Genomic DNA, 22,462 nt, shown 5'->3' with positions numbered 1-22,462 from the left:
CGGTACTAGAATCATAAAGTTGCTGGTACCCTTTGCTTTCCGAGGTTCGTTAAGGGGGTGTTGTGATGTCTCACGAACTTCGGAAAGCGGGTACCAGCCTGCCGGCGACGCTGCGCTTCTATCGCAGACTGTCCGCCGCTGCCGGGCCGCTGACGCCCATTCTTCTGAAGCGGCGTTTGAAACAGGGCAAGGAAGACCCGGCGCGCATCAATGAGCGTCGTGGCATCGCCCGACAGCCCCGCCCCGGAGGCCCGCTGGTCTGGATCCACGGGGCCAGCGTTGGCGAAGTGCTGGCGGCAGCGGCGTTGATTGAGCGGCTGCGCGCGCTCGGAATGGGCATTTTGGTCACGTCGGGCACGGTCACGTCGGCGGCCGTCGCCGCGAAGCGGTTCCCGCCGGATATCATTCACCAGTATATCCCCTACGACTCGCCCCGCTTCGTGGAGCGTTTTCTCGATCATTGGCAACCCGGCCTTGCGCTCTTTATCGAATCAGACTTGTGGCCCAATCTGATTCTGGCTGGTGCTAGGCGCCATATACCGATTGTGCTGATCAACGGGCGGATGTCGCGCCGCTCGTTCCCGCGCTGGCGGCGGGCGTCCCGAACAATCGCTGCGCTGTTGAGCCGGTTCGATATCTGCTTGGTCCAGTCCGAAATCGACGCGGAGCGTTTCACAACACTCGGGGCGCGCAACGTCGTCATCACCGGCAATCTCAAGCTCGACGTACAGGCGCCTCCGGCCGACGACGCCAAGCTGGAACGACTGCTGTTCGTCACCCGCGGCCGTCCGGTGGTGGTGGCGGCCTCGACCCATCCGGGCGAGGAAGAGATGCTGCTCACCGCGCATCGAACGTTGGCCAATCATTTTCCATCGCTGCTGACGGTGATCGTTCCACGCCACCCGGATCGGGGCGAGGCCATCGCCCGGATGGTGGTGGCGTCCGGCGCGCAAGGGACGCGGCGCTCGCTGGAACAATTGCCGACGGCGAGAACGGACATCTATATCGCCGATACCATCGGCGAACTGGGATTGTTCTACCGGCTGGCGCCAATCGTTTTCATGGGGGGGTCGCTGGTGCCGCATGGCGGGCAGAATCCGATTGAGGCAGTCAAGCTCAATGCATCCATTGTGCATGGGCCGCACGTCTTCAACTTCCCAGATGTTTATTACGCGCTCGACCGCGCGGGTGGCGCATGGCGGGTTGACGACGGCGATGCGCTGACGAAGCAGTTTGGCTACCTTCTCAACGATTCCGCGGCCCGCGATGCCGCGGCGGCGGCCGCGACTCAGGTGGTGGAAAGGCTCGGCGGGGCGCTGGATCGCACGCTGACCGCGCTCGAGCCATATCTTCTGCAGTTGCAATTTGAACGACGGGCGGCCGATGCGTGAGCCGGCCTTTTGGCACAGGCAATCATCATTGCTTTCGCGGTTGCTCATGCCTGTTGGCGCGCTTTACGGCGCGATCGCCGCGGGGCGGCTGACACGGACGGGTCTGCGCGCGGGGGTGCCGGTGATCTGTGTCGGAAACTATCATGTCGGCGGCGCGGGCAAGACGCCGACCGTGATGGCGCTGGCTGGCATTCTCCGCTCGCTCGGTGAAACGCCGGTGGTGCTCAGCCGCGGCTATGGCGGACGGCTGCACGGCCCGGTGCACGTCGATCCGCACCGACATGCGGCTGCCGATGTCGGCGATGAGCCGTTGATGATGGCACGGACGATCCCTGTGATCGTGTCACGGCAACGGAGGGCGGGCGTCGCGCCGGCCCGCGCGTTGGCGGCCAGCGTGATCTTGATGGACGATGGCTTTCAGAACCCGGCGCTCGCGAAGGATATCTCGCTGATCGTGATCGATGGCGATCGCGGCCTCGGTAACGGCCAGGTTTTTCCGGCCGGACCGCTGCGGGCGCCGCTGCCGCCCCAACTGGCCCGCACCGATGCGCTGGTGATCGTCGGCATTGGTGCCGCCGCGGACGAAGTTGCAGCACGTGTGAAGGTGCGGGGAGGACCTGTATTTCGGGCACGGGTTGTTCCGGATGACGCTTCGATTGCGGCCCTTCGCGGCAGACGTGTCCTAGCCTTTGCTGGAATCGGCGATCCCTCGCGGTTCTTCCGCAGTCTGCGGGCCTGCGGCGTCGATGTGGTGACAGAGCGTGCGTTCGCGGATCATTATCCGTTTTCGCAACGCGACGTAGCCGAGCTACAAGCCGCTGGCGAGCAGGATGGTTTAACGTTGGTGACGACGGAAAAAGATCTGGCGCGGCTGCGCAATAGTGAAAGTCTGGCCGCGTTCGCGCAGACCGTCGTACCCTTCGCAGTCAGGCTTGCCTTTGACGATGAACCGTTGTTGCGGTCGTTTCTGACCGACAGGCTCAACCGTGCGCGGCGATAGGGCGTTTTCGAGCGAAGCGGATACCGGTTCGCGTGAAGAAAACGCGTCGAACGCAAATCATAGAGTCCGCTACTGATTCCATCAGAAGCGGGTTCTATGGTTATGAGGACGTCTTGAATGCGCCCGGGTAATGGCGCTGCAAGACTGCGCTCGGGAGAGCGTAGGCTTCCTGCAGGTCGACACTCCAGTATTTTAGCTCGTCGAGTGGAATGCGAGCGTCGGTGACAGCGCAACGGACGTAGGTTCCCGGCGAAATCACCCGGAAATCGCCATCGAGATACTGCACACGCGCTTCGCTCTGACTGGATTGGCCAAATTTATTCAGCACTGCTTCTCTCCAGGATCACAATATTTCATTGCTATCCGGCCGCCTTTCGGAGTTCGGTCCCATCAGTAGCATATTGGACCATGCGGCAACATACACCAGCCTGCTGCCGGCGCTCACGCTTCAATTTGGCGAATGATCCTTTTAGAAAAGATTTCCTTGATCGGCAGGCTTGGTTGCGCGCCTGCTGGATGCCGGTCTGGGCTGGCTCTTGGGGCTCGACCCTGGGCTGGATGATGTCGCTGCGGTTCGATTGACGTCGGAGGTTGCGTTCACCTGTCCGTCAGCGAATTCCAGCGTGAGTCGTGCGCCGGAACCGACCGCCGCTGCGGACCGCAGGGCGCGTCCGGCGTCGTCGCGAACCAGCACGAAGCCCCGCGCGAGCACGCCCCGATAGGAGACCGCCGCCAGCAACTTGGCCGAATGCGTCATGCGCGTCTCATGCTGCTGTAGCAAGGTGACGAGCGCTCGTCGCGCGCGCTCGAAAAGCCGCTGGGTGCGCTCGTCGTCGCGCGTGATCCGATCGCGCTGCGCTTGGGCGTTGGCGAATCTTGACGTCCTGAGCCGGACGGCCAGTCCCGCGAAGCGGTCGCGGCGGTGACGCAGCCCGACCTGCGTGCAGTGTGAGAGCCTCGCGCTGGTTGCGGCGACGGATTGTTTTGCGTGGGCCACCTGAGAGCGCAGCACGCGCAGCGTGAGTCCGCCGGAAATCCGCGTGAAGCGGCGATGATGCACGTTCGTGCTTGCGCGCAAGGCGCGCGGTAGCGCTGCCGCGGCGCTGTCAACCTTCTGGCGGGGAATGGCGAGCAGCTCGCTCGCCCCTGGTAGCGCGCGGGCGGCGGAGCGCAATTCGGTCCGCCGGTCGTCGTGACCTCGTTTCCACGCGACGAGGGCGCGGGCCGCGAGGCTAGAGACTTCGACCACCAGATCAGACCGGACCGGCACTGCCATTTCGGCGGCCGCAGTCGGTGTTGGCGCCCGCTGATCGGCGGCGAAGTCGATCAGCGTCACGTCGGTCTCGTGACCCACCGCCGAGATCAGCGGGATCATGCTGCCGGCTGCGGCGCGGACCACGATTTCCTCGTTGAACGACCAGAGGTCTTCGAGCGAGCCGCCGCCGCGCGCGACGATCAGGAGATCGGGGCGCGGAATGTGTCCGCCGTCCGGCAGCGCATTGAATCCGTCGATGGCGGCGGCAATCTGTTCCGCCGAGCCTTCGCCCTGCACCCGCACCGGCCATACCAGCACCCGGCGAGGAAAACGATCCTCCAGTCGATGCAGGATGTCGCGGATCACTGCGCCGGTCGGGGAGGTCACCACCCCAATGACCTCAGGCAGCCAGGGAAGCAACTGCTTGCGGGCTTCATCGAATAGTCCTTCCGCCGCGAGCTTCTTCTTGCGCTCCTCCATCAGCGCCATCAGCGCGCCGATTCCGGCAGGCTCGATCGCCTCGATCACGATCTGGTATTTCGACGAGCCCGGATAGGTGGTCAGCTTGCCGGTGGCGATGACTTCTAGACCCTCCTGCGGCTTGAACCGCATTCGGCCGTGGACACCTTTCCAGATCACCGCCTCGATCTTGGCGCTTTCGTCCTTCAGCGCGAAATAGCAATGGCCCGAAGCGTGCGGCCCGCGAAAGCCGGATATCTCACCGCGAACCCGCACATGGCCGTAAGTGTCCTCCACGGTGCGTTTCAGCGCCGAGGACAACTCGGAGACGGTATATTCCGGCGAGTTCGCCAAAAGCTGTGCTGGGTTTGCGGGCATCAGGCTCACTTCTGTTGCTCGTCCGCATTACCATGCTAAACCGCTTGGAAACCACACGAAAGGCTGGATCGGCGGTCGTTCATGAACATTCTTCTGCTTGGTTCCGGCGGCCGCGAACATGCGCTGGCCTGGAAAATCGCCGGTTCGCCGCTGCTGACGAAACTCTGGTGCGCGCCGGGGAATGCCGGGATCGCGCGCGAGGCCGAATGCGTGGTGCTCGATATCGCGGACCATGCCGCGGTGATCGCGTTCTGCAAGACCAACAAGGTTGATCTGGTGGTGGTCGGTCCGGAAGCGCCACTCGCCGCAGGTATTGTCGACGATCTCGCGACTGCGGGCATCAAGGGGTTCGGCCCCTGCAAAGCCGCCGCGCAGCTCGAAAGCTCGAAGGGCTTCACCAAGGATATCTGCAACGCCAACAGCATTCCGACAGCGGCCTATGGACGCTTCGACGATGCCGCGGCGGCGAAGAGCTATATCCACGCGCAGGGCGCACCGGTCGTCATCAAGGCCGACGGGCTTGCAGCCGGCAAGGGTGTCGTGGTCGCGACGACGCTGGACGAGGCGCTGGCGGCGGTCGACATGATGTTCGAGGGCGGCTTCGGCGCCGCCGGCGCTCAGATCGTGGTCGAGGAGTTCCTGCGTGGCGAGGAGGCTTCGTTCTTCGCGCTGTGCGACGGCGAACACGCGCTGGCGCTGGCGACGGCGCAGGACCACAAGCGTGCGTTCGATGGCGACCAAGGGCCGAACACCGGCGGGATGGGCGCTTATTCGCCGGCGCCCGTGATGACCACCGAGATGTGCCGCCGCACCATGGATGAGATCATCGTTCCAACATTGCGCGCCATGCGGGAAAAAGGCGCGCCTTTCAAGGGCGTGCTGTTTGCCGGCCTGATGATCACGGAACAGGGACCGAAACTGATCGAGTACAACGTCCGTTTCGGCGATCCGGAATGCCAGGTGCTGATGCTGCGGATGATGTCGGACATCGTGCCGGCGCTATTCGCGGTCTGTGACGGACAGTTGAAGCATTTCGATCTGCGCTGGTTTCCCGATCCGGCATTGACGGTGGTGATGGCGGCGAAGGGTTATCCCGGCAATTACGCGAAGGGGACGCGCATTGAGGGACTCGACGATGCCGCCAAGGTTGAGGGCGTGGAGATTTTTCATGCAGGAACCAGGGAAGAGGACGGGCAGATTCTCGCGGGTGGCGGTCGCGTCCTGAACGTCTGCGCGTCAGGCAAGACCGTCGCGGAGGCGCAAGCCCACGCTTATGAGGCGGTCGATCGCATCAAATGGCCTGAGGGTTTCTGCCGCCGTGACATCGGCCTTCGGGCGGTGGCGCGGGAGAGGGGCTGATAGATGCGAATCTTTACCGCCGCGCCTTGAAGAAATCCCGCAGCAGCGCCGCCGCCTGGTTTTCGCCGACGGACGGATACACCTCCGGCCGATGATGGCAGGTCGGCGCGGCAAAGAATCGCACGCCGGACTCCACCGCGCCGCCTTTGGGGTCTCCTGCGCCGTAATAGAGTCGCCGAATCCGCGCGAACGAGATCGCCGCCGCGCACATCGTGCAGGGTTCCAGCGTCACATAGAGATCGCAGTCCGTCAGTCGTTCGCTGCCGAGAATGCGCGCGGCGGCCCGGAGGGCCAGAACTTCGGCATGGGCGGTGGGGTCGCGATCGATCAGGGTGCGGTTTCCTGCCGATGCAATGACTTCATTTCCCCGCACGATCACGCAGCCGATCGGCACTTCCCCTGCTTTGCCCGCCTTTTCGGCGGCTCCGAGCGCCATGTCCATGAAAGATGGTGCGGTCATGCCTCGTATCCCGCCGCGAACCCTGTTAAGAGGCGCTCTCACTCAGTCGGACCTTGTGCCCGTAGCGAGATCATTCATGCCCCGCGATAACGATAAAGACAATGCGCGCCCGCGCGGCCGGCGTGATCGGCCCTCCGGCGGCAAGGACAAGCCCAAGAGCCGATCCGGCGTGGCGCGCGGTCCGGAAAAGAAGCTCGCCAAGCGCGGCTTGGCTGGCAAGTCCGACAGAGGCGAAGGTGACAAGCGGCCCTATGCCGGCAAATCCGATGGCGCGAAGCCTTCTGGCAAGAAGTCCTATGCCAGGAAGCCGTATGCGGGCGCGGGCAAGCGTGAGGATGGTGAGACCGCGCGGCCTCGGTTCAATCGCGACGACGGCGGCGCGAAGCGTTCCTACACGCCGCGCGGGGATTCACCTCGCGGCGAGCGCTCAGCCTTCAAACGTGACGATCGCGCGCGTGACAGTGGCGACACACGTCCTGCAGGCCGTTTTGCCGATAAGAAATTTGGCGAGAAGCGTCCCTACACCCCACGCGGCGAGGGTTTTCGGAAAGACGGCGACCGTCCGCAGCGTGCGCGGCCGCAAGGTGATCGGCCTTATAGCGCGCGTCCGCCGCGCGAGGGTGGCGGCGAGAAACGTCCGTATACGCCGCGCGGAGATCGCCCCTTCGGCGACAAGAAGTTTTCACGCGGGACACCCGACCGCGGCTCGCGTGGACCGCGCAAAGAGTTTGGTGACCGTGAGGGCCGCGACAGGGGTGACGAAAAGCCGTGGCAGAAGCGCGACGCCGGCCCGCGCGATGATCGCGGCGGCGCAGGGCGTCCACGATTTTCGAAACCACGCGAGGATCGCCCTGAGCGCGCTGCGGGTGCCGATCGCGGTCCTCGCAAGTTTGACCGTCCTCAAGGCGATCGTCCGCGTTATGATCGCTACTCCGATGATCGTCCGCGCTTCGATCGCCCGCGACAGGATCGTCCCGACGGCGACCGTCCTCGTGGTGCCCGCAATGCCTGGCAGGAGCGGCCACGCCGCGACGATGGCGAGGATCGTCCCCGTCGCAGTGATCGCGACGATCGCCCGCGTCGTGACAATGAGGACGACAGCAAGGTTTTCGCAAAACGTCCGGCGTTCGGGGGACGCGGCGCCTATCGTGAACGCAAGCCTGACGACGACCGGCGCGGTACACGGCCCGAGCCAAAGCCAAAGAAAGCCGGCGAACGCATCGCCAAAGTGATCTCGCGCGCGGGCCTCGCCTCGCGCCGCGACGCTGAGGAATGGGTCACGCAAGGTCGCGTCGCCGTCAACGGCCGCGTCATCAATTCGCCAGCGCTTGATGTGACCTCGCGCGACGTCATCACGGTTGATGGCCAGCCGTTGCCGGAGCGCGAGCGCACGCGGCTGTTCTTGTATCACAAGCCGCGCGGACTAATGACGACCCACGCCGATCCCGAAGGTCGGCCGACCGTATTCGACAACCTGCCCGAAGGTTTGCCGCGTCTGATCAGTGTTGGCCGGCTCGATTTCAACACCGAAGGACTGCTACTGCTGACAAACGACGGCGGCCTGGCACGCGCGTTGGAACTGCCCGACACTGGCTGGCTGCGGCGCTATCGTGTTCGCGCCCATGGTGAGGTGACGCAGGCTCAGCTTGATCAGTTGAAAAACGGCGTCGAGGTCGATGGCGTCAAGTATGGTTCGATCGACGCCACGCTGGAACGCGATCAGGGCGCCAACGTGTGGCTGACTTTTGCGATCCGCGAGGGCAAGAATCGTGAAGTGCGCAATGTGATGGCGCATCTCGGGCTTGAAGTGAACCGGCTGATCCGCATCTCCTACGGGCCGTTCCAGCTTGCCGAGATCGCGGAAGGTGAGGTGGAGGAGGTCAAGACCCGCGTGCTGCGTGAACAGCTTGGTGAGAAGATTGCCGCGCTCGCCAACGCGAATTTCGCAGGCGCGGCCGCCGAAGCCGACACCGAACCAAAGCTCGGCCGCGACGGTACACCGTTGCGCAGCAAGAAAGACAACAAGGCAAGAACCAAGCGCGCGGTGATCGCGGATCGCAAGGGCCGCAGCGTCGTGGTGCAGCGGACCGGCAGCGATGAGGCGCGGGCGCGCAACGAATCTGAGGCCAATGGCTACGGTCCGCCTCGCCGGCCGAAGCGCGGCTATCACGGCAAGCGCGATCTGACGCCGCGGGACTGATCGATGCGCGTCGTCGGCGGGCGGCTGAAAGGCCGCAATCTCGCATCGCCATCAACACAACAGATCCGGCCAACGGCCGATCGGCTGCGTGAGTCGCTGTTCAACATCCTCGTTCATGCCTATGACGATCCGGTCGCGGATGCGCGCGTGCTTGATCTGTTTGCGGGCACCGGTGCGATCGGCATCGAAGCGGCGTCGCGAGGAGCGAAGTTCACGCTGTTCGTCGATAACGGCGCCGAGGCGCGCGCGCTGCTCCGCAACAACGTCGAGGCGCTCGGGCTCGGTGGCGTGACGAAGGTCTATCGCCGCGATGCGACCAATCTCGGGCCTGCGCATCCCCTCACACCGTTCTCGCTGGTGTTTCTCGATCCCCCGTACAGGATGCAGCTTGCCGACAAGGCGCTCGTCTCGTTGCGCGATGGAGGCTGGCTGACCGACAAGGCGCTGCTCGTTGTCGAGGAGGCCAAGGCCGCGGGCTTCGCCGCGCCAGAGGGATTTGAGCAACTCGAGCGGCGCGCCTATGACGACACCGAGTTCGTGTTCCTGCGGAGCACATGACTGTTGCCCGAAGCGCAGGCTTGGTTGAGTGTGCAGTCCGCCCGCCGCATCGCTATATTCTTATCGCCGCCCGAAAAGCTTCTCGATATCGGCGAGCTTCAGCTCCACATAGGTCGGGCGGCCGTGGTTGCACTGACCTGAATTTGGCGTGGCCTCCATCTCGCGCAGCAGCGCGTTCATTTCTTCCGGCTTGAGGATTCGTCCAGCGCGCACCGAACCGTGACAGGCCATCGTGGCCGCGACATGCATCAGCCGCCGTTCAAGTGGAAGCGTCTCATCCCATTCCGCCATGTGTTCGGCGAGATCGCGCAGCAACGCGGCCGCATTTGGTCTTGCCGAGCAGCGACGGCGTCTCGCGCACGGCAACCGCGCCGGGTCCGAAGGACTCGATGGCGAGCCCGAATTTTTTCAGCTCAGTTGCACGGTCGGTAAGCTTTTCGACGGTCGCCTCATCCAGTTCGATGATATCGGGAATGAGAAGGATCTGTCGCTGCACGCCGTCCCGCTCCAGCGCTGCCTTCAGCCGCTCGTAAACGATGCGTTCGTGCGCGGCATGCTGGTCCACGACGATCAGGCCGTCGCGGGTTTGCGACACGATATAAGTTTCGTGAATCTGGGTGCGCGCCGCGCCGAGCGGCCGATCGATCAGATCCATCGGAAGATGAGCGTCAAAGCGCACGTCCGCGCTGGGCGCGCCCACATCAAACGCGGTTTGGCCAGCCTCGGCGAAGGCGGTCGCAGGCGGTCCGCCCATCCATGGCCGCGCTCCGGCAGGCGAGGCAGGCGATCGCCGCCAATCCCAATCGGCAGGGCGCGGGGACGTCGCGGGACGAAAAGCCGTGAGTACCGCGCCGTCGCTGTTCGCGGCCGTGCGCCGTCCTTCGCGCGCCAGACCTTCCTTCAGCGCATGCACGATCAGCGCGCGCACCAGTCCGGCATTTCGGAATCGCACTTCCGTCTTCGCGGGATGGACATTGGCGTCGACCTCTTGCGGGTCCGTTGTGACAAACAACGCCACCACCGGATGACGGTCGCGCGGCAGGTAATCGGAATAGGCCGCGCGCACCGCGCCCAGAATCAGCTTGTCACGCACCGGACGGCCGTTGACGAACAGATACTGGCCGAGCGCATTCGCGCGGGTCAGCGACGGCGCGGCAGCGAACCCCTCGACGATTACGCGCTCGCGTTCGGCGCGCACCGCGATGGCAGCGGAACGGAAGTCTCCGCCGAGAATGTCGCCTAGTCGCGTCAACCGTCCCGCCGCTCCCGGCAGCGCCGCCGTCCAGGTCGCTGGCGCACGCCCTTCGCCTGCGAGGGTAAAACCGATATCAGGCCGCGCCATTGCCAGCCGCCGCACCACCTCGCGGATCGCCTCGGCTTCCGTCCGATCGGTCTTGAGGAATTTAAGCCGCGCGGGTGTGGCATAAAAGAGATCGGCGACTTCAACGCGCGTGCCTTGCGTCAGTGCGGCCGGCGTGATCGCGGATTTTCGTCCACCTTCGACGGTGAGCGACCACGCATGCGGCTCGCGGGCGTCGCGTGTGGTGATGCAGAGCCTGGCTACCGCTCCGATTGACGGCAGCGCCTCGCCACGAAAGCCCAGCGTATGGATGCGCAGCAAATCCTCGTCTTCCAGTTTCGAGGTGGCATGGCGATTGACCGCCAGCGCGAGGTCGCCCTTCGCCATGCCAGCGCCGTCGTCGGTGACGCCGATCCGTCGCTTCCCGCCGCCGTCGGTGAAGACGTCGATGCGGGCCGCGCCGGCGTCAATCGCGTTCTCAACCAGCTCCTTGACGACGCTAGCCGGACGCTCGACCACTTCGCCTGCGGCGATGCGGTTGACGACAGTCTCGGGAAGCTGGCGGACGGGCATGGTGCGGCTCGGTTCTGGCTGCGGGCGAGTTTAGGCGTTCGCCGCGCCGATTGCATGGGGGCAAATCCGGATGTCCCGGGTTGATTTAGGGTCTGCGTTCGGAGCGCGGCGGTCGCGTGCAACGCGCGATGCTTCGCTTCTCGCCCCATGGGATCGGCGGCACGTCTGCGCGAGATTAGTCCTCGGAAGACGTCCGTCCACGTCTCGCCTTCACATCGCCGCGGCGCTTCTTGCTCTCAAGCCGGCGTTGCTTCGAGCCGAGAGTCGGCTTGGTAGCGCGGCGCGGGGTCGGCCGAATCGCAGCCTCGCGCAGCAATTCGATCAGGCGGTCGGTGGCGTCCGCGCGGTTTCGTTCCTGGGTCCGAAAGCGTTGGGCATGGATCACGATCACGCCATCCTTGGTCAGACGCTGCCCGGCGAGCCGGACGAGCCGCGCGGCGATGTCTGGGTCGAGCGCCAAGCGGCGAGTGTCGTAGCGCAACTGCGCCGCAGTCGAGAGCTTGTTGACGTTTTGGCCGCCAGGGCCAGAAGCGCGAATGAAGCTGATCTCAACGTCGTTTTCGTCGATGGCGATATTGCGGGTGATCCGCAGCATGGCACTCACCTGGATTCGCCTGTCCGACGGCAGGAATCAGGCAGCGGCACCATACCTCGTTTGTTGCCTGCCTGCGCCGTCAATGCGCGGCAGGTTGAGGCGCGGGCTGAGCTGCAGTCGGCTGCGCCGCTGCGGGTTGCGCTTCCGTCTGAGGTGAGCGTCCCACGATCACGGTGAGAAGCCCCTGTCCCCACAGCCTCTTCGCGACTGCTCTCGCCTGGTCGAGGGTGACGGCATCGACGATGGAATTGCGCTTCTCAATGTAGTCGATCGGCAGTTTATCCGTCTGATATTGCAACAGACCCGTAGCGAGCTTCGAAGAGGTATCGAGCTCCAGCATCTGCGATCCTTTCAGATAGGATTTGGCTTCGTCGAGCTCCTTCGGCGTCGGTCCGTTGTCGGCAAAGCGCTGGATTTCCTTATTAACGGCCTCGATGCTCTCGCCGGCGCGGTCCGCGCGGGTCCCGGTGGTGCCCGCGAACAGCGCTGAATGGTCCATCCACAAAAGAGATTCCGAGATGGAATAGGCGAGGCCGCGCTTTTCGCGCACCTCGCGATACAGCCGCGACGACAGCGAGCCGCCGCCGAGAATGTGGTTATCAATGTAGGCTGCCATGAAATCGGGGTCGTCACGCTTGACGCCGGGGCCTCCGAACATGACCACGGTTTGCGGTACGTCGAGCGGAACGAATGCACTTTGCGGCGGCTTTGCGGCGAGGATGTCAGGAACGGGTGTGAGATCGCCCTTCGCCGGTAGACCTCCGAAAGTTTGATCCAGCATCTTTGCAAGAGTCGCCGGCTCGATGTCGCCCACCACCGCGATCTTCAGCTTGTCTCTCGCCAGCACCCGCCGCACGTAATTTCTGAGATCGTCGGTCTTGATCGTTGGAATGCTTTCGAGCGTACCGTGCGAGGGATGACCGTAGGGATGACCGCCGAATGCGAGCTTGGAAAAGTTGAGGCCGGCAAGTGCATTCGGATTGGTTGAGTTGTGGCGCAGGTGGGACAGAACCTGCGCACCGATGCGCTCGACGTCATCAGCGTCAAAGCGCGGCGAGGTTAAAGCGAGCCGCAGCAGGCCAAATGCTTCGCCACTGTGTTCCTTGAGCATTCGCAATGAGCCGCGGAGCTCGTCGCGCTGGATCGTAAAGCTGAGCTCGATGGCGCGGCGATCGAGCTGTTCACGAAAGGTCTTGGAGGGGAGATCCCCGGCGCCCTCGTCGAGCAGGCTGGCAACCATGTGGCCGACGCCCGGCTTGTCGGGCGGGTCCTGCGCCGAGCCGCCAGAGAACGCATATTCCATTGCCACCAGAGGTACGGTGGCGTCCTGAACGAACCAGGCCTCGATACCTCCCGGCGTCACCAGATGCTGGATTTTCGTCCCGGCGAACGAGGGACCAGCAGCAAAGCAGATCAATGCGAAACATACGGTGACGAGCAGGCTGCGCCCCGCTCTTGTCCGGGGGCGTCTCACGATCGTTTCTCCTCGTGCGCCGGCGTCGAGTCCTTGATGAGGTAACCGGTGACCGAGCGCGTTTTTACCAGCCACTTCTGCGCGACGTCCCGAACCTGCGCGGCGGTCACCGCACGGATGCGGTCCGGCCAGTTCCTGATCTCGTCGACGCTCAATCCGATGGTTATGCCCGTGCCGTACCAGCGTGCCAGTGTCGTTTGACTGTCCTGAGCGTAGACGGCCTGCGCGATCAACTGAGTCTTGACGCGCTCGAGGTCCTCCGCGGGGATCGGGTTTTTGATGAGATTTGCGATCACGGCATCGATGGCCTGCTCGACCTCAGCAAAACCGGTGCCCGGTTTCGGCGCCACCGCGATCGAGAACTGACCCGGATCGAGCGCGGTGCCCTGGTAGGTCGCGTTGGTGGCGACGGCCAGCTGTTTGTCGACAACGAGCGCGCGGTAGAGATAGGCGTTGCTACCGTCGCCGATCAATTGCGCAAGCACATCCAGCGCGGGACTTTCTCCCGCCGCAGCGGTGGTCACGGAGGGCACGAGGTAATACCGCCGCAGCATCGGCTGCTCGACGCGAGTGTCCGCAAGCGTGACCGTCCGCGGCGCGACCGGCAGCGGCTCCTGCGGGCGGATACGAGCGCTCGGAATAGCGGGCTGCGGCGGCACATGGCCAAACGTCTTTTCGATTTCAGGACGAATCTTCTGCGCGTCCACGTCGCCCGCGATCACCAGCGTTGCATTGTTCGGGGCATAAAATCGTTTGTAAAAGGCAAGCGCATCCTCGCGGGTGAGCTTCTCGATTTCATGACGCCAGCCGATCACGGGGCGGCCATACGGATGGTTGAGATACAGCGCGGCCATGATCTGTTCGGTGAGCCGCGCGTCCGGATTGTTAGCGACGCGCATGTTGTATTCCTCGAGCACGACGTCGCGCTCAGGCAGCACGTTTTCATCCTTCAGCACCAGGCCGGTCATGCGGTCGGCCTCGAACGCCATCATGGTCGCGAGTTGATCGCGGGTTACGCGCTGATAGTAGCCGGTGTAATCGAAGTTGGTGAAAGCATTCTCCTCGCCGCCAACGCGCAGCACGGTCTGGGAAAACTCGCCGGCCGGATATTTGGCGGTGCCCTTGAACATCAGATGCTCGAGGAAATGTGCGAGTCCGGATTTACCGGGCGTTTCGTCCGCCGACCCGACCTTGTACCAGATCATCTGAGTGACCACCGGCGTCCGGTGATCGGGAATGATGACGACCGCGAGCCCGTTGGCCAGGGTAAACGTGATGGGAGGTTGGGAGGTGACGGTCTGCGCCATTGCTGCTGGCACGGCCAGAAGGACCGCAAGGCACACCGCCAGTGCCGCGAAAGCGGGGATGGCCGCTCGTCGCGCTGCCATCATGGCGCATCTCCGGCGATTTGTCTGAGAGATCACGTTATCGTCAATCCTTTGCTGGAGCGTTTTACGAAGTGCATATGGTTGGCATGGGGAAACACGTCAAATCGAAAACGGGGATATCGCTTCAGATCCCATCAAAAGGGACGCTTTGGTGGGAGGGAAATTGACATTCGCGCCCCGCGAGCCGCGCGTCTTGGACGCGATATCGATTCAAACTCCACGGGCGACGTGCATTACTAGCGGTCCTTCGATTCTGACATTCGTAAGAAGGCAAGGCTCGCTTAAACGAAATGCAATGTCAGGATCGGACGATGTCGGGATCGGACTACGGCAGCGAATGTGGTTATTCCGGTGGAGTGTCGTCCGCTCCTGCCTAACGCCGAAGACTGCCTGCATCATGTTCTGCGATCCGGCAGGAAGACGTGGGCCGTCTGGTCGCGTGATCCGCTTCCCGCCGCGGTCGGTTAGTAAGTCCGTTCTTTGCCGCTGTTGACGTCGATATAGGTGTTGCCGAGAGCTTCCTTGGGTCCGGTGCCGTAAGCGAAGTTCGGCGATGGAGTCTGATAGCCCGCCGGCGGTTGCGTCAGTTTTTCACGATCAGGCTCGCCCGTGAACGGGGCAGTCTCCGTTTTGTTGCCGCCGAATAGATTGCTGAACTTGCTCGCGAAGCCAAGTTGCGTGGGGCTGAGTGATGGATTCACATTATCCGCCGTGCCCAAGTGACGCGTCTCAGCCTGTTGTGTGGCGGTGACCGCCGAACCATTCGTCGCGAGCTTGCTCGGCAGAATCGAATGTCCGCCTTCCGATTGTCCGCCTTGCCAAGGCGATGGCTTGCGGTCTTTCTTGGCGGCGGCCGCCTCCTTGCGACGCTCAACGTCGGGGTCCTTGGGCCAGTTCGGGTCCCTGGCTTCAGCCACGCCCGAGCCGGGCTGCGGCAATTCGGTGCTGGGTGGAATCACCAGCGGCGACCGCTCACGATACTCGATGCTTGAGTTTTCCATATTGGTGGCGCCGAGGCCGTGCATGATTTTCGTGATGATTTTGTCTTCGAAGCTGGCGTTTTCATCGTCCTGGGCACGGGCCATGCCCGCCGACAGCACGACGGCAACGCCCGTGGCGACCGCGGCCAGACGAACGCCGCGCAGCAGTGTTGCCGTGGCCCCGAGCACGTCCCAACCGTTTCGTTCGGTGTTGCGCATCACGTTCATCCTGTTCAGCTTTTCAGCGGATCGCAGCAAAAGCCGCTATCACCCCGAGTAAGCCCTATCGTCCGTGATCAGGGCGCTTTTGCGGCGGAAGTCCCGAGGAAAGAATCATACAACAGGGCTATCACCCCGACAACGATCGCCACATCAGCAAGGTTGAATACGTACCAGTTATAGGTTTTACCTGCGATCTGGACGTGAAACAGGGCGAAATCCACCACCGCGCCATAGGCGAACCGGTCGATGGCGTTGCCGATAGCTCCGCCGATAATAAGGCCGAGGCCAATTGTCGCCGTGCGGGTATGCGACCGCGCCATCCAGACCGCCAGCAGGACTACTGCGACAGCCTTGATCGCGAGCAGAATAGCGGCAGCCGTCGGACTTTCAGTTTGGAACCAGCCATAGCTGATGCCGGTGTTCCAGGCCAGCACGAGGTCGAAGAACGGCGTGACGCTGACGGCGCCACGGCGGCCGATATCAAACGCAAACAGAAGCCAGAGCTTGGACGCCTGATCCGCAATCAGCGCCGCGATGGCCGCAATGATGCCGGAGCGAACTGCCGGCGTCACACAGTTACTCCCAGCGCCTTCCATTCCCGCAGCGCCTGCGCGTCGCGTGGCGATACGTCGGGATACTCCCTGTCGCTGCCGACGGTCGGCAGGATCTTCCACGATCGGGCGCACTTGGCCCCGGCAGCTTTCTCGATCACCACGGCCACGCCAGGGACGCTCGGCAAACGGAACGCGTCGGCCGGGGCGTTACCCTCGCGCACTTCAAAATTTGAAGTGATGCAGACCTCTGCAAGATCGACGTCGAACAACACGCCAAGCATCGCGCGGTCGGCGACATAGACAATCGGCGAGGCTTCGAGCGAGGAGCCGATCCGCTTGGCGGCACGCTCAAGCTCCAGCGCGCCGGTGACGACGCTGCGCACCGCGCGGATGGTCTCCCATTTCACAGCCAGGGCGTCGTCGCGAAAGTTGTCGAAGCTCTCCGGGAACAGCGTCAGATGCACCGACGGTTCTGCATCCGGCCGATAGAGCCGCCACGCCTCTTCGGTCGTGAACGAGAGCACCGGGGCCAGCCATTTCAGGATTGAATCGCAAAGTTTGTCGATCACGGTCAGCGCGGCCTTGCGCGCCGTCGACGACGGCGGTTCGCAGTAAAGCGTATCCTTTCGGATATCGAAATAGAACGCCGACAGTTCGGTGTTCATGAAAGCCGCGAGACTTGCGACCACCGTCTTGTAGTCGAATTCCGCATAGGCCTTGCGCACCACCGCGCTCTGTTCTGCAAGTTGGTGCAGCATCAAGCGCTCGAGTTCGGGCATGTCGGAGATCGCAACGGCCTCGCCGCGATTGAAATGATGCAGCGTGCCGAGCATCCAGCGAATGGTGTTACGCAGCTTGCGATAGGTCTCAATGGTGTTCTTGAGAATTTCCGGACCGATGCGCTGATCGTCGGCATAATCCGTTGCGCAGACCCACAGCCGCAGGATGTCGGCGCCCGAGTCCTTGATGACTTTCTGAGGATCGACGGTGTTGCCGAGAGACTTCGACATCTTCCGGCCGTTCTCGTCGAGCGTGAAGCCGTGGGTTAGCACCACATCGTAAGGCGCGCGGCCGCGGGTGCCGCAGCTTTCCAAGAGCGATGAGTGAAACCAGCCGCGATGCTGGTCGCTGCCTTCCAGATACATCACGGTATCCTGGCCGCCGTCGGCCTTGCGTTTGATGTCTTTGAGGCCGGGGAAGTGCAGGGGGTCTTCCAGCACGAAAGCGTGCGTCGAGCCGGAGTCGAACCAGACGTCGAGAATGTCGTCGACCTTGCGCCAGTCCTCGTTGGAGCGCGATCCCAGAAAACGCTCTCGCGCGCCATCGGCGTACCAGGCATCCGCGCCTTCCGTTTCGAAGGCGTCGGTGATGCGCTGGTTGACGGCGTCGTCGATCAGGATTTCGGCGGAGCCATCGCCCGTCTCGCGCACGAACACCGCGATCGGCACGCCCCAGGCGCGCTGGCGCGAGATCACCCAATCTGGGCGGTTGGCGATCATGCCGGTGATGCGGTTCTGCCCGGCTGGCGGTACCCATTGGGTGACGCTGATTGCTTGCAATGCGCGGGCGCGCAACGTGTCGCCGGGCTTCGCCTTGCCGTCATCAGCGATGTCCCGATCCATTGCGATGAACCACTGCGGCGTGTTGCGGAAGATCACCGGCTTCTTCGAGCGCCACGAATGCGGATATTGATGTTTCAAACGGCCACGGGCGAGCAGCATGCCGCGTTCGACCAGCGCCTTGATGACCGCTTCGTTGGCGTCGCCCTTGTTGCCCTTGTCGTCGATGACGCGTTTACCTTCGAAGCCCGGGGCCTGCGCGGTCAGCGCGCCGTTCTCGTCGACGGTATAAGGAATTGTCGAAATGATTCCGCGCGCCTCAAGCTCGCGCGCGTTGTGAGTCCAGATGTCGAAATCCTCACGACCGTGGCTAGGCGCGGTGTGGACGAAGCCGGTGCCGGTGTCGTCGGTGACGTGATCGCCTTCCAGCAGCGGCACGATGAATTCGTAGCCGCCGGAAAAGCTTTTCAGCGGATGCGCGCACTCCACCGCATCTAACGTGTCGGCGGGAATGTCGCGAATCTTCTCGAAGGCGGTAACGCGCGCCTGTTTGAACACGTCCTCGGCAAGTTTATCCGCGAGGATTAGAAGATCACCGGCCTTCGCCCAGTTGTCGGCAGGTGCATCGGTGACCTTGTAAAGACCATAGGCGATCTTGTTCGAGAAGCTGATGGCGCGGTTGCCCGGTAGCGTCCACGGCGTCGTGGTCCAGATCACCACGCTCGCCTGCGCCAGCGCGCCGTGCGCCGGCGAGGTCACCGGAAACTTCACCCACACCGTATCGCTGGTGTGGTCCTCATACTCGACCTCGGCTTCCGCCAGCGCCGTTTTCTCCACCACGCTCCACATCACCGGCTTGGAGCCGCGATAGAGTGTGCCATTAGCGGCGAACTTCATCAGTTCGCGCGCGATCTGCGCCTCGGCCGGATAGGTCATGGTGGCGTAGGGATGATCCCAGTCGCCGATAATGCCGAGACGCTTGAACTGTTCGCGCTGCACATTCAGCCAGTTCTCCGCATAGGCACGGCATTCCTTGCGAAACGCCACCATCGCTGCGGGGTCCTTGAAGTTCGGCTTCGTCTTGCCCTTGGAGCGGTAGTTCTCCTCCTCGATCTTCCATTCGATCGGCAGGCCGTGGCAGTCCCATCCCGGCACGTAGTTGGAATCATACCCCAGCATCTGCTGGCTTCGGGTCACCACGTCCTTCAGGATCTTATTGAGCGCGTGGCCGATATGGATGTTGCCATTGGCATAGGGCGGGCCATCGTGCAGCACGAATTTCGCGCGGTCCTTCGCGGTCTTGCGGAGCTGTCCGTAAAGATCGATGTCTTTCCAGCGCTTCAGGATTTCCGGTTCGCGCTGCGGCAACCCCGCGCGCATCGGAAATTCCGTCTGCGGCAAAAAGAGGGTTTTGGCGTAATCGGGGGCGTCGGCTTTCGCGGCGGATTTCTGCGACTTGTCGGACATATGGCTAGGCTTCTGGCTTTGGCTGAATGGCGCGGAAAGTGGGGTGGTCCCGGTCTTGCGCCGAGCGAAGCTCAGGCGAAAGCCGGGCTGCTAATGCTTATAATGGTGCGCCGCGCAAACATGGGACTGTCCATAGCAGTCAGCCGAGGGAATGGCAAAGCGCTGGGTCGTGATTCAACTTCCGCTCCGGAGGCGACGCGCAGGATTTCCCGCCACCGTGACGCCTGCTGCGACATCCCGCGTCACCACGCTGCCCGCGCCTATCACCGCCCCGTCGCCGATAGCGACGCCGGGAAGGATGATCGCGCCTCCGCCGATCCAGACATCGGAGCCAATTCGAACAGGCCTGCCGAACTCGAGCCCTTCGTGCCTTGTCTGAGCGTCACGGGGATGGTCGGCGGCATAGATCTGGGTCGCTGGACCGATCTGGGTGCGGTCACCGACCGTAACATGGACCACGTCGAGGATAACGCAGTTGAAATTGAGAAATACGCCGTCGCCCAGAAAGATATTATAGCCGAAATCGCAGGAGAACGGAGGCCGGATCACGACGCCTGCGCCGACGCGGCCCAGGTGCTGCGTGAGCAGTTCGTAGCGTTGGGCTTCCGGAAGCCCCATCGCCGCGTTGTAGCGCGCGAGCCATACGCTGTTCGCACCTTGCTCGGCCTGTATCTGCGGGTCGCCGGGGCGATACAGTTCGCCCGCGAGCATCTTCTGCTTTTCGGTCTTCAGCCGATCTCTCCCAGCTTCGGAAATACATCAGGCGCGGCGGCGAGCTGGGTTTTGGCACGGGCGGCGTCATCGTCCATTTGATGAACCAGCGCCTCGACACCATCAAACTTCAGTTCGTCGCGGATGAAGCCGATGAAGGCGACGTCCAGCATGGTCCCGTAGAGGTCGCCCTGGAAGTCGAACACGAATACCTCGAGCAGTGGCGCGCCATTGTCGAATGTCGGCCGGCGGCCGAAGCTCGCGACGCCGTCCAAGCGGTGGTGATCCTTTCCCTTGCCGCGGCCGATGCGCACGGCGTAGATACCATGCTTGAGGCCGCAATCCTGATCGAGGCGGATGTTGGCGGTGGGATAGCCGAGGCTGCGGCCTCGCTTCTCGCCGTGGATCACCTCGCCGGTCACGAACCATGGCCCACCGAGCATCGTGGTGGCGTCCGCGATCCGGCCTTCCGCAAGCGCCATGCGGACGGCGCTGGACGAGACCGCGCGTTCGTCGATGTCGATAGGAGGCTGCACGTCCACCTCGATCCCGAGGCGCGGGGCTTCGCTGACAAGCAGGCTCGGCGATCCCACCCGGCCCTTGCCGAAACGGAAATCGTATCCGACGGCGATGCCGCTGACTCCGAGGCGTTCGATCAGATCTTGGTGAATGAAATCTTGCGCTGTCGTGCCGGCCCGCGCGGCGTCGAAGGTCATGACCACGGCGCCGTCGAGACCTGTGCCCGCCAAAAGCCGCAGCTTGTTGGTTTCGTCGGTCAGGCGAAACTGCGAGGCATTCGGACTGAAGAACTTCCGCGGGTGCGGCTCGAAGGTCACCGCGAAGGCAGGCTTTCCGCGGGAGCGGGCCATTTCGAACGCGGCCGCGATGACCGCGCGGTGGCCGAGGTGTACACCATCGAAATTTCCTATTGCCACCACTCCTCCTTTAGGAATAGCGGCAGCGGGAGCGATATCGCGGATAATCGTGAATCCCGAGGCCATTATCGCGTTCATTGAAGGGTTTCAGTGGCGGACCGTGACGTTGCGGCCGGATCGAAGTCAAGTCGGCTTGGCGTCCGGCGGCACCTTTCGACGGCCGGTTAACGCGCTGTTTAAGGGCTGGTGGTATCATGCAAAACTACCCGCGAGGCGAGTGACCGGCGGAAAATACCGGTGTTTGCTTCGAGGATGGCCCACTTCAGCGGGCTTTTGGCGATTTCGGCGCACATAGAAAATCTGACGCAGGGGGCTCGAGATGGCGGTTGATTTGTCGATGTCTGTTCTGGTGGTGGATGATTACAACACCATGATCCGCATCATCCGGAATCTGCTCAAGCAGCTTGGTTTTGAGAATATCGACGACGCCAGCGATGGTTCGGCGGCGCTGAACAAGATGCGCACCAAGAAGTACGGTCTCGTGATCTCCGACTGGAACATGGAGCCGATGACCGGCTACGACCTGCTCAAGGAAGTCCGTGCCGATGCCAATCTTGCGATGACGCCGTTTATCATGATCACGGCCGAGTCCAAGACCGAGAACGTCATCGCCGCCAAAAAGGCCGGTGTGAACAACTACATCGTCAAACCGTTCAACGCCGCGACGCTGAAGAACAAGATCGAAGCGGTATTTCCCGACAACGTCCCGGCGTAGCGTTTCCGGCGAGCCCAGGTTTGCGATCAGAATACGTGCGACGCAGCGGCTTCGCCGCGTCCTGTTCGTTTACCATCTCAGCTCGCGCATCAGCGCCAGAGGCGGATGGCCGAACAGTTCCTTGACCGAGGCCGGATCGAGCTGGTCGATGCCGGCGAATTGCTCGGAATGGATGCCGCGCGTCAGAAACAGCAGGTCGATGCCGAAGGCGTGCGCGCCCATGAGGTCGGTGCGTACGGAATCGCCAATGGCCAGCACCCGGTTTAACGGCGTGTCTTTGCCGCGCTGCTCTCGCGCCAAGGCCATGGCGCGCTCGTAGATCGGCCGGTGCGGTTTGCCGTAGAAGACCACCTCGCCACCGAGTTCGCGATAAAGTTCTGCGATGGCGCCGGCGCAATAAAGCAACCGGTCGCCACTTTGAACGACAATATCGGGATTGGCGCAAATCAGCGGCAGCTTGCGCTCGCGCGCCTGCATCATAAGGGCACGATAGTCCTCCGCGGTTTCGGTCTCGTCGTCGAAGGGGCCGGTACAGACGATGTAATCGGCGTGCTCGATCGGCGCGAATACCGGATCGAGGCCTTGGTGGATCGCGCTGTCGCGCTCAGGCCCCAGCCAGAAAATCGCCTTGGCCGGATGCTCTGCGACGAAGTTGCGCGTCAGGTCGCCGGAGGAAGCAATGCCATCGTAAGCATCGTCCGGAACCCCGAACTTGCGCAACTGCCGCTGCACTGCGTCGGCCGGGCGCGGCGCATTGGTGATAAAAATGACGGTGCCGCCCCGGCTGCGGAAGGTTTTCAGCGCGGAGCAGGCCTCGGAAAACGACATGACACCGTTGTGGACGACGCCCCAGACGTCGCAGAGCACGACATCCCTTTCGGCGGCGGGCTCGCGCAGATGATCGATAAAACGAAGGGCGGTCATTCAGT

18 protein-coding genes and 1 pseudogene are annotated in these 22,462 nt (G+C 63.0%); 6 read left to right on the top strand and 13 right to left on the bottom strand.

Annotated elements, in window-relative coordinates; all coding sequences use genetic code 11:
• Positions 1-65: 65 nt before the first annotated feature.
• Positions 66-1,391: a 3-deoxy-D-manno-octulosonic acid transferase gene (locus tag AC1RT6_RS11645; RefSeq protein ID WP_079447579.1), complete on the top strand. Its 1,326-nt coding sequence runs from the start codon at positions 66-68 to the stop codon at positions 1,389-1,391.
• Complete coding sequence (lpxK, locus tag AC1RT6_RS11640) at positions 1,384-2,391, top strand: tetraacyldisaccharide 4'-kinase (RefSeq protein WP_079447578.1); 1,008 nt, start codon at positions 1,384-1,386, stop codon at positions 2,389-2,391. The genes AC1RT6_RS11645 and lpxK overlap by 8 nt, the downstream gene beginning before the upstream one ends.
• 100 nt (positions 2,392-2,491) lie before the next feature.
• Here the strand turns inward: lpxK and AC1RT6_RS11635 are convergent, their stop codons facing one another.
• On the bottom strand, positions 2,492-2,719 hold the full coding sequence (locus AC1RT6_RS11635; protein ID WP_079447577.1) for a DUF2093 domain-containing protein: 228 nt from the start codon (positions 2,717-2,719) through the stop codon (positions 2,492-2,494).
• Between the two features lie 141 nt (positions 2,720-2,860).
• Positions 2,861-4,483, bottom strand: coding sequence for an exodeoxyribonuclease VII large subunit (gene xseA / locus AC1RT6_RS11630; protein WP_079447693.1), 1,623 nt, complete (start codon positions 4,481-4,483; stop codon positions 2,861-2,863).
• Between the two features lie 81 nt (positions 4,484-4,564).
• On the opposite strand from xseA, the gene purD reads away from it, so the two are divergent.
• Positions 4,565-5,842, top strand: coding sequence for a phosphoribosylamine--glycine ligase (purD, locus tag AC1RT6_RS11625; RefSeq protein ID WP_079447576.1), 1,278 nt, complete (start codon positions 4,565-4,567; stop codon positions 5,840-5,842).
• Positions 5,843-5,855: 13 nt separating this feature from the next.
• On the opposite strand, the gene AC1RT6_RS11620 is transcribed toward purD, so the two are convergent.
• Positions 5,856-6,302, bottom strand: coding sequence for a nucleoside deaminase (locus tag AC1RT6_RS11620; RefSeq protein WP_079447575.1), 447 nt, complete (start codon positions 6,300-6,302; stop codon positions 5,856-5,858).
• 76 nt (positions 6,303-6,378) lie between these two features.
• On the opposite strand from AC1RT6_RS11620, the gene AC1RT6_RS11615 reads away from it, so the two are divergent.
• A complete protein-coding gene (locus AC1RT6_RS11615; RefSeq protein ID WP_079447574.1) occupies positions 6,379-8,502 on the top strand; it encodes a pseudouridine synthase in 2,124 nt (707 codons plus the stop codon).
• Positions 8,503-8,505: 3 nt separating this feature from the next.
• Entirely contained in the window at positions 8,506-9,060 is a 555-nt protein-coding gene (rsmD, locus tag AC1RT6_RS11610; protein WP_079447573.1) for a 16S rRNA (guanine(966)-N(2))-methyltransferase RsmD, read from the top strand.
• Between the two features lie 60 nt (positions 9,061-9,120).
• On the opposite strand, the pseudogene mutL reads toward rsmD, so the two are convergent.
• The 9 genes and pseudogenes from mutL to AC1RT6_RS11565 form a co-directional block, all read right to left on the bottom strand.
• Positions 9,121-10,933, bottom strand: a pseudogene (gene mutL, locus AC1RT6_RS11605) (DNA mismatch repair endonuclease MutL).
• 175 nt (positions 10,934-11,108) lie between these two features.
• Positions 11,109-11,528, bottom strand: coding sequence for an alternative ribosome rescue aminoacyl-tRNA hydrolase ArfB (gene arfB, locus AC1RT6_RS11600; protein ID WP_079447571.1), 420 nt, complete (start codon positions 11,526-11,528; stop codon positions 11,109-11,111).
• Positions 11,529-11,607: 79 nt separating this feature from the next.
• The gene (locus AC1RT6_RS11595) at positions 11,608-12,969 is read right to left on the bottom strand and encodes a M16 family metallopeptidase (protein WP_493029502.1); all 1,362 of its coding nucleotides are present in this window, start codon (positions 12,967-12,969) and stop codon (positions 11,608-11,610) included.
• 29 nt (positions 12,970-12,998) lie between these two features.
• Positions 12,999-14,393 (bottom strand): M16 family metallopeptidase, encoded by a 1,395-nt coding sequence (locus AC1RT6_RS11590; protein ID WP_079447569.1) that lies wholly within the window; start codon positions 14,391-14,393, stop codon positions 12,999-13,001.
• 461 nt (positions 14,394-14,854) lie between these two features.
• Positions 14,855-15,589 carry a hypothetical protein gene (locus AC1RT6_RS11585; protein ID WP_079447692.1) on the bottom strand — a complete coding sequence of 245 codons (735 nt, stop codon included), beginning with the start codon at positions 15,587-15,589 and terminating at the stop codon, positions 14,855-14,857.
• A 77-nt stretch (positions 15,590-15,666) separates the two neighbouring features.
• Positions 15,667-16,164: a signal peptidase II gene (gene lspA / locus AC1RT6_RS11580; RefSeq protein WP_079447568.1), complete on the bottom strand. Its 498-nt coding sequence runs from the start codon at positions 16,162-16,164 to the stop codon at positions 15,667-15,669.
• Positions 16,161-19,172: an isoleucine--tRNA ligase gene (ileS, locus tag AC1RT6_RS11575; protein ID WP_079447567.1), complete on the bottom strand. Its 3,012-nt coding sequence runs from the start codon at positions 19,170-19,172 to the stop codon at positions 16,161-16,163. The genes lspA and ileS overlap by 4 nt, the downstream gene beginning before the upstream one ends.
• A gap of 174 nt (positions 19,173-19,346) precedes the next feature.
• Positions 19,347-19,883: a sugar O-acetyltransferase gene (locus tag AC1RT6_RS11570; protein ID WP_079447566.1), complete on the bottom strand. Its 537-nt coding sequence runs from the start codon at positions 19,881-19,883 to the stop codon at positions 19,347-19,349.
• 17 nt (positions 19,884-19,900) lie between these two features.
• Entirely contained in the window at positions 19,901-20,884 is a 984-nt protein-coding gene (locus AC1RT6_RS11565; protein ID WP_079447565.1) for a bifunctional riboflavin kinase/FAD synthetase, read from the bottom strand.
• A gap of 253 nt (positions 20,885-21,137) precedes the next feature.
• On the opposite strand from AC1RT6_RS11565, the gene AC1RT6_RS11560 reads away from it, so the two are divergent.
• Positions 21,138-21,533: a response regulator gene (locus AC1RT6_RS11560; protein WP_079447564.1), complete on the top strand. Its 396-nt coding sequence runs from the start codon at positions 21,138-21,140 to the stop codon at positions 21,531-21,533.
• 69 nt (positions 21,534-21,602) lie between these two features.
• Here AC1RT6_RS11560 and AC1RT6_RS11555 read toward each other — a convergent pair whose 3' ends face one another.
• A complete protein-coding gene (locus tag AC1RT6_RS11555; protein ID WP_079447563.1) occupies positions 21,603-22,457 on the bottom strand; it encodes a TIGR01459 family HAD-type hydrolase in 855 nt (284 codons plus the stop codon).
• Positions 22,458-22,462 lie beyond the last annotated feature (5 nt).

Source organism: Nitrobacter sp. MLSD-S21 (genome assembly GCF_058809865.1).
This window is presented reverse-complemented; position numbering and strand designations above follow the sequence as displayed.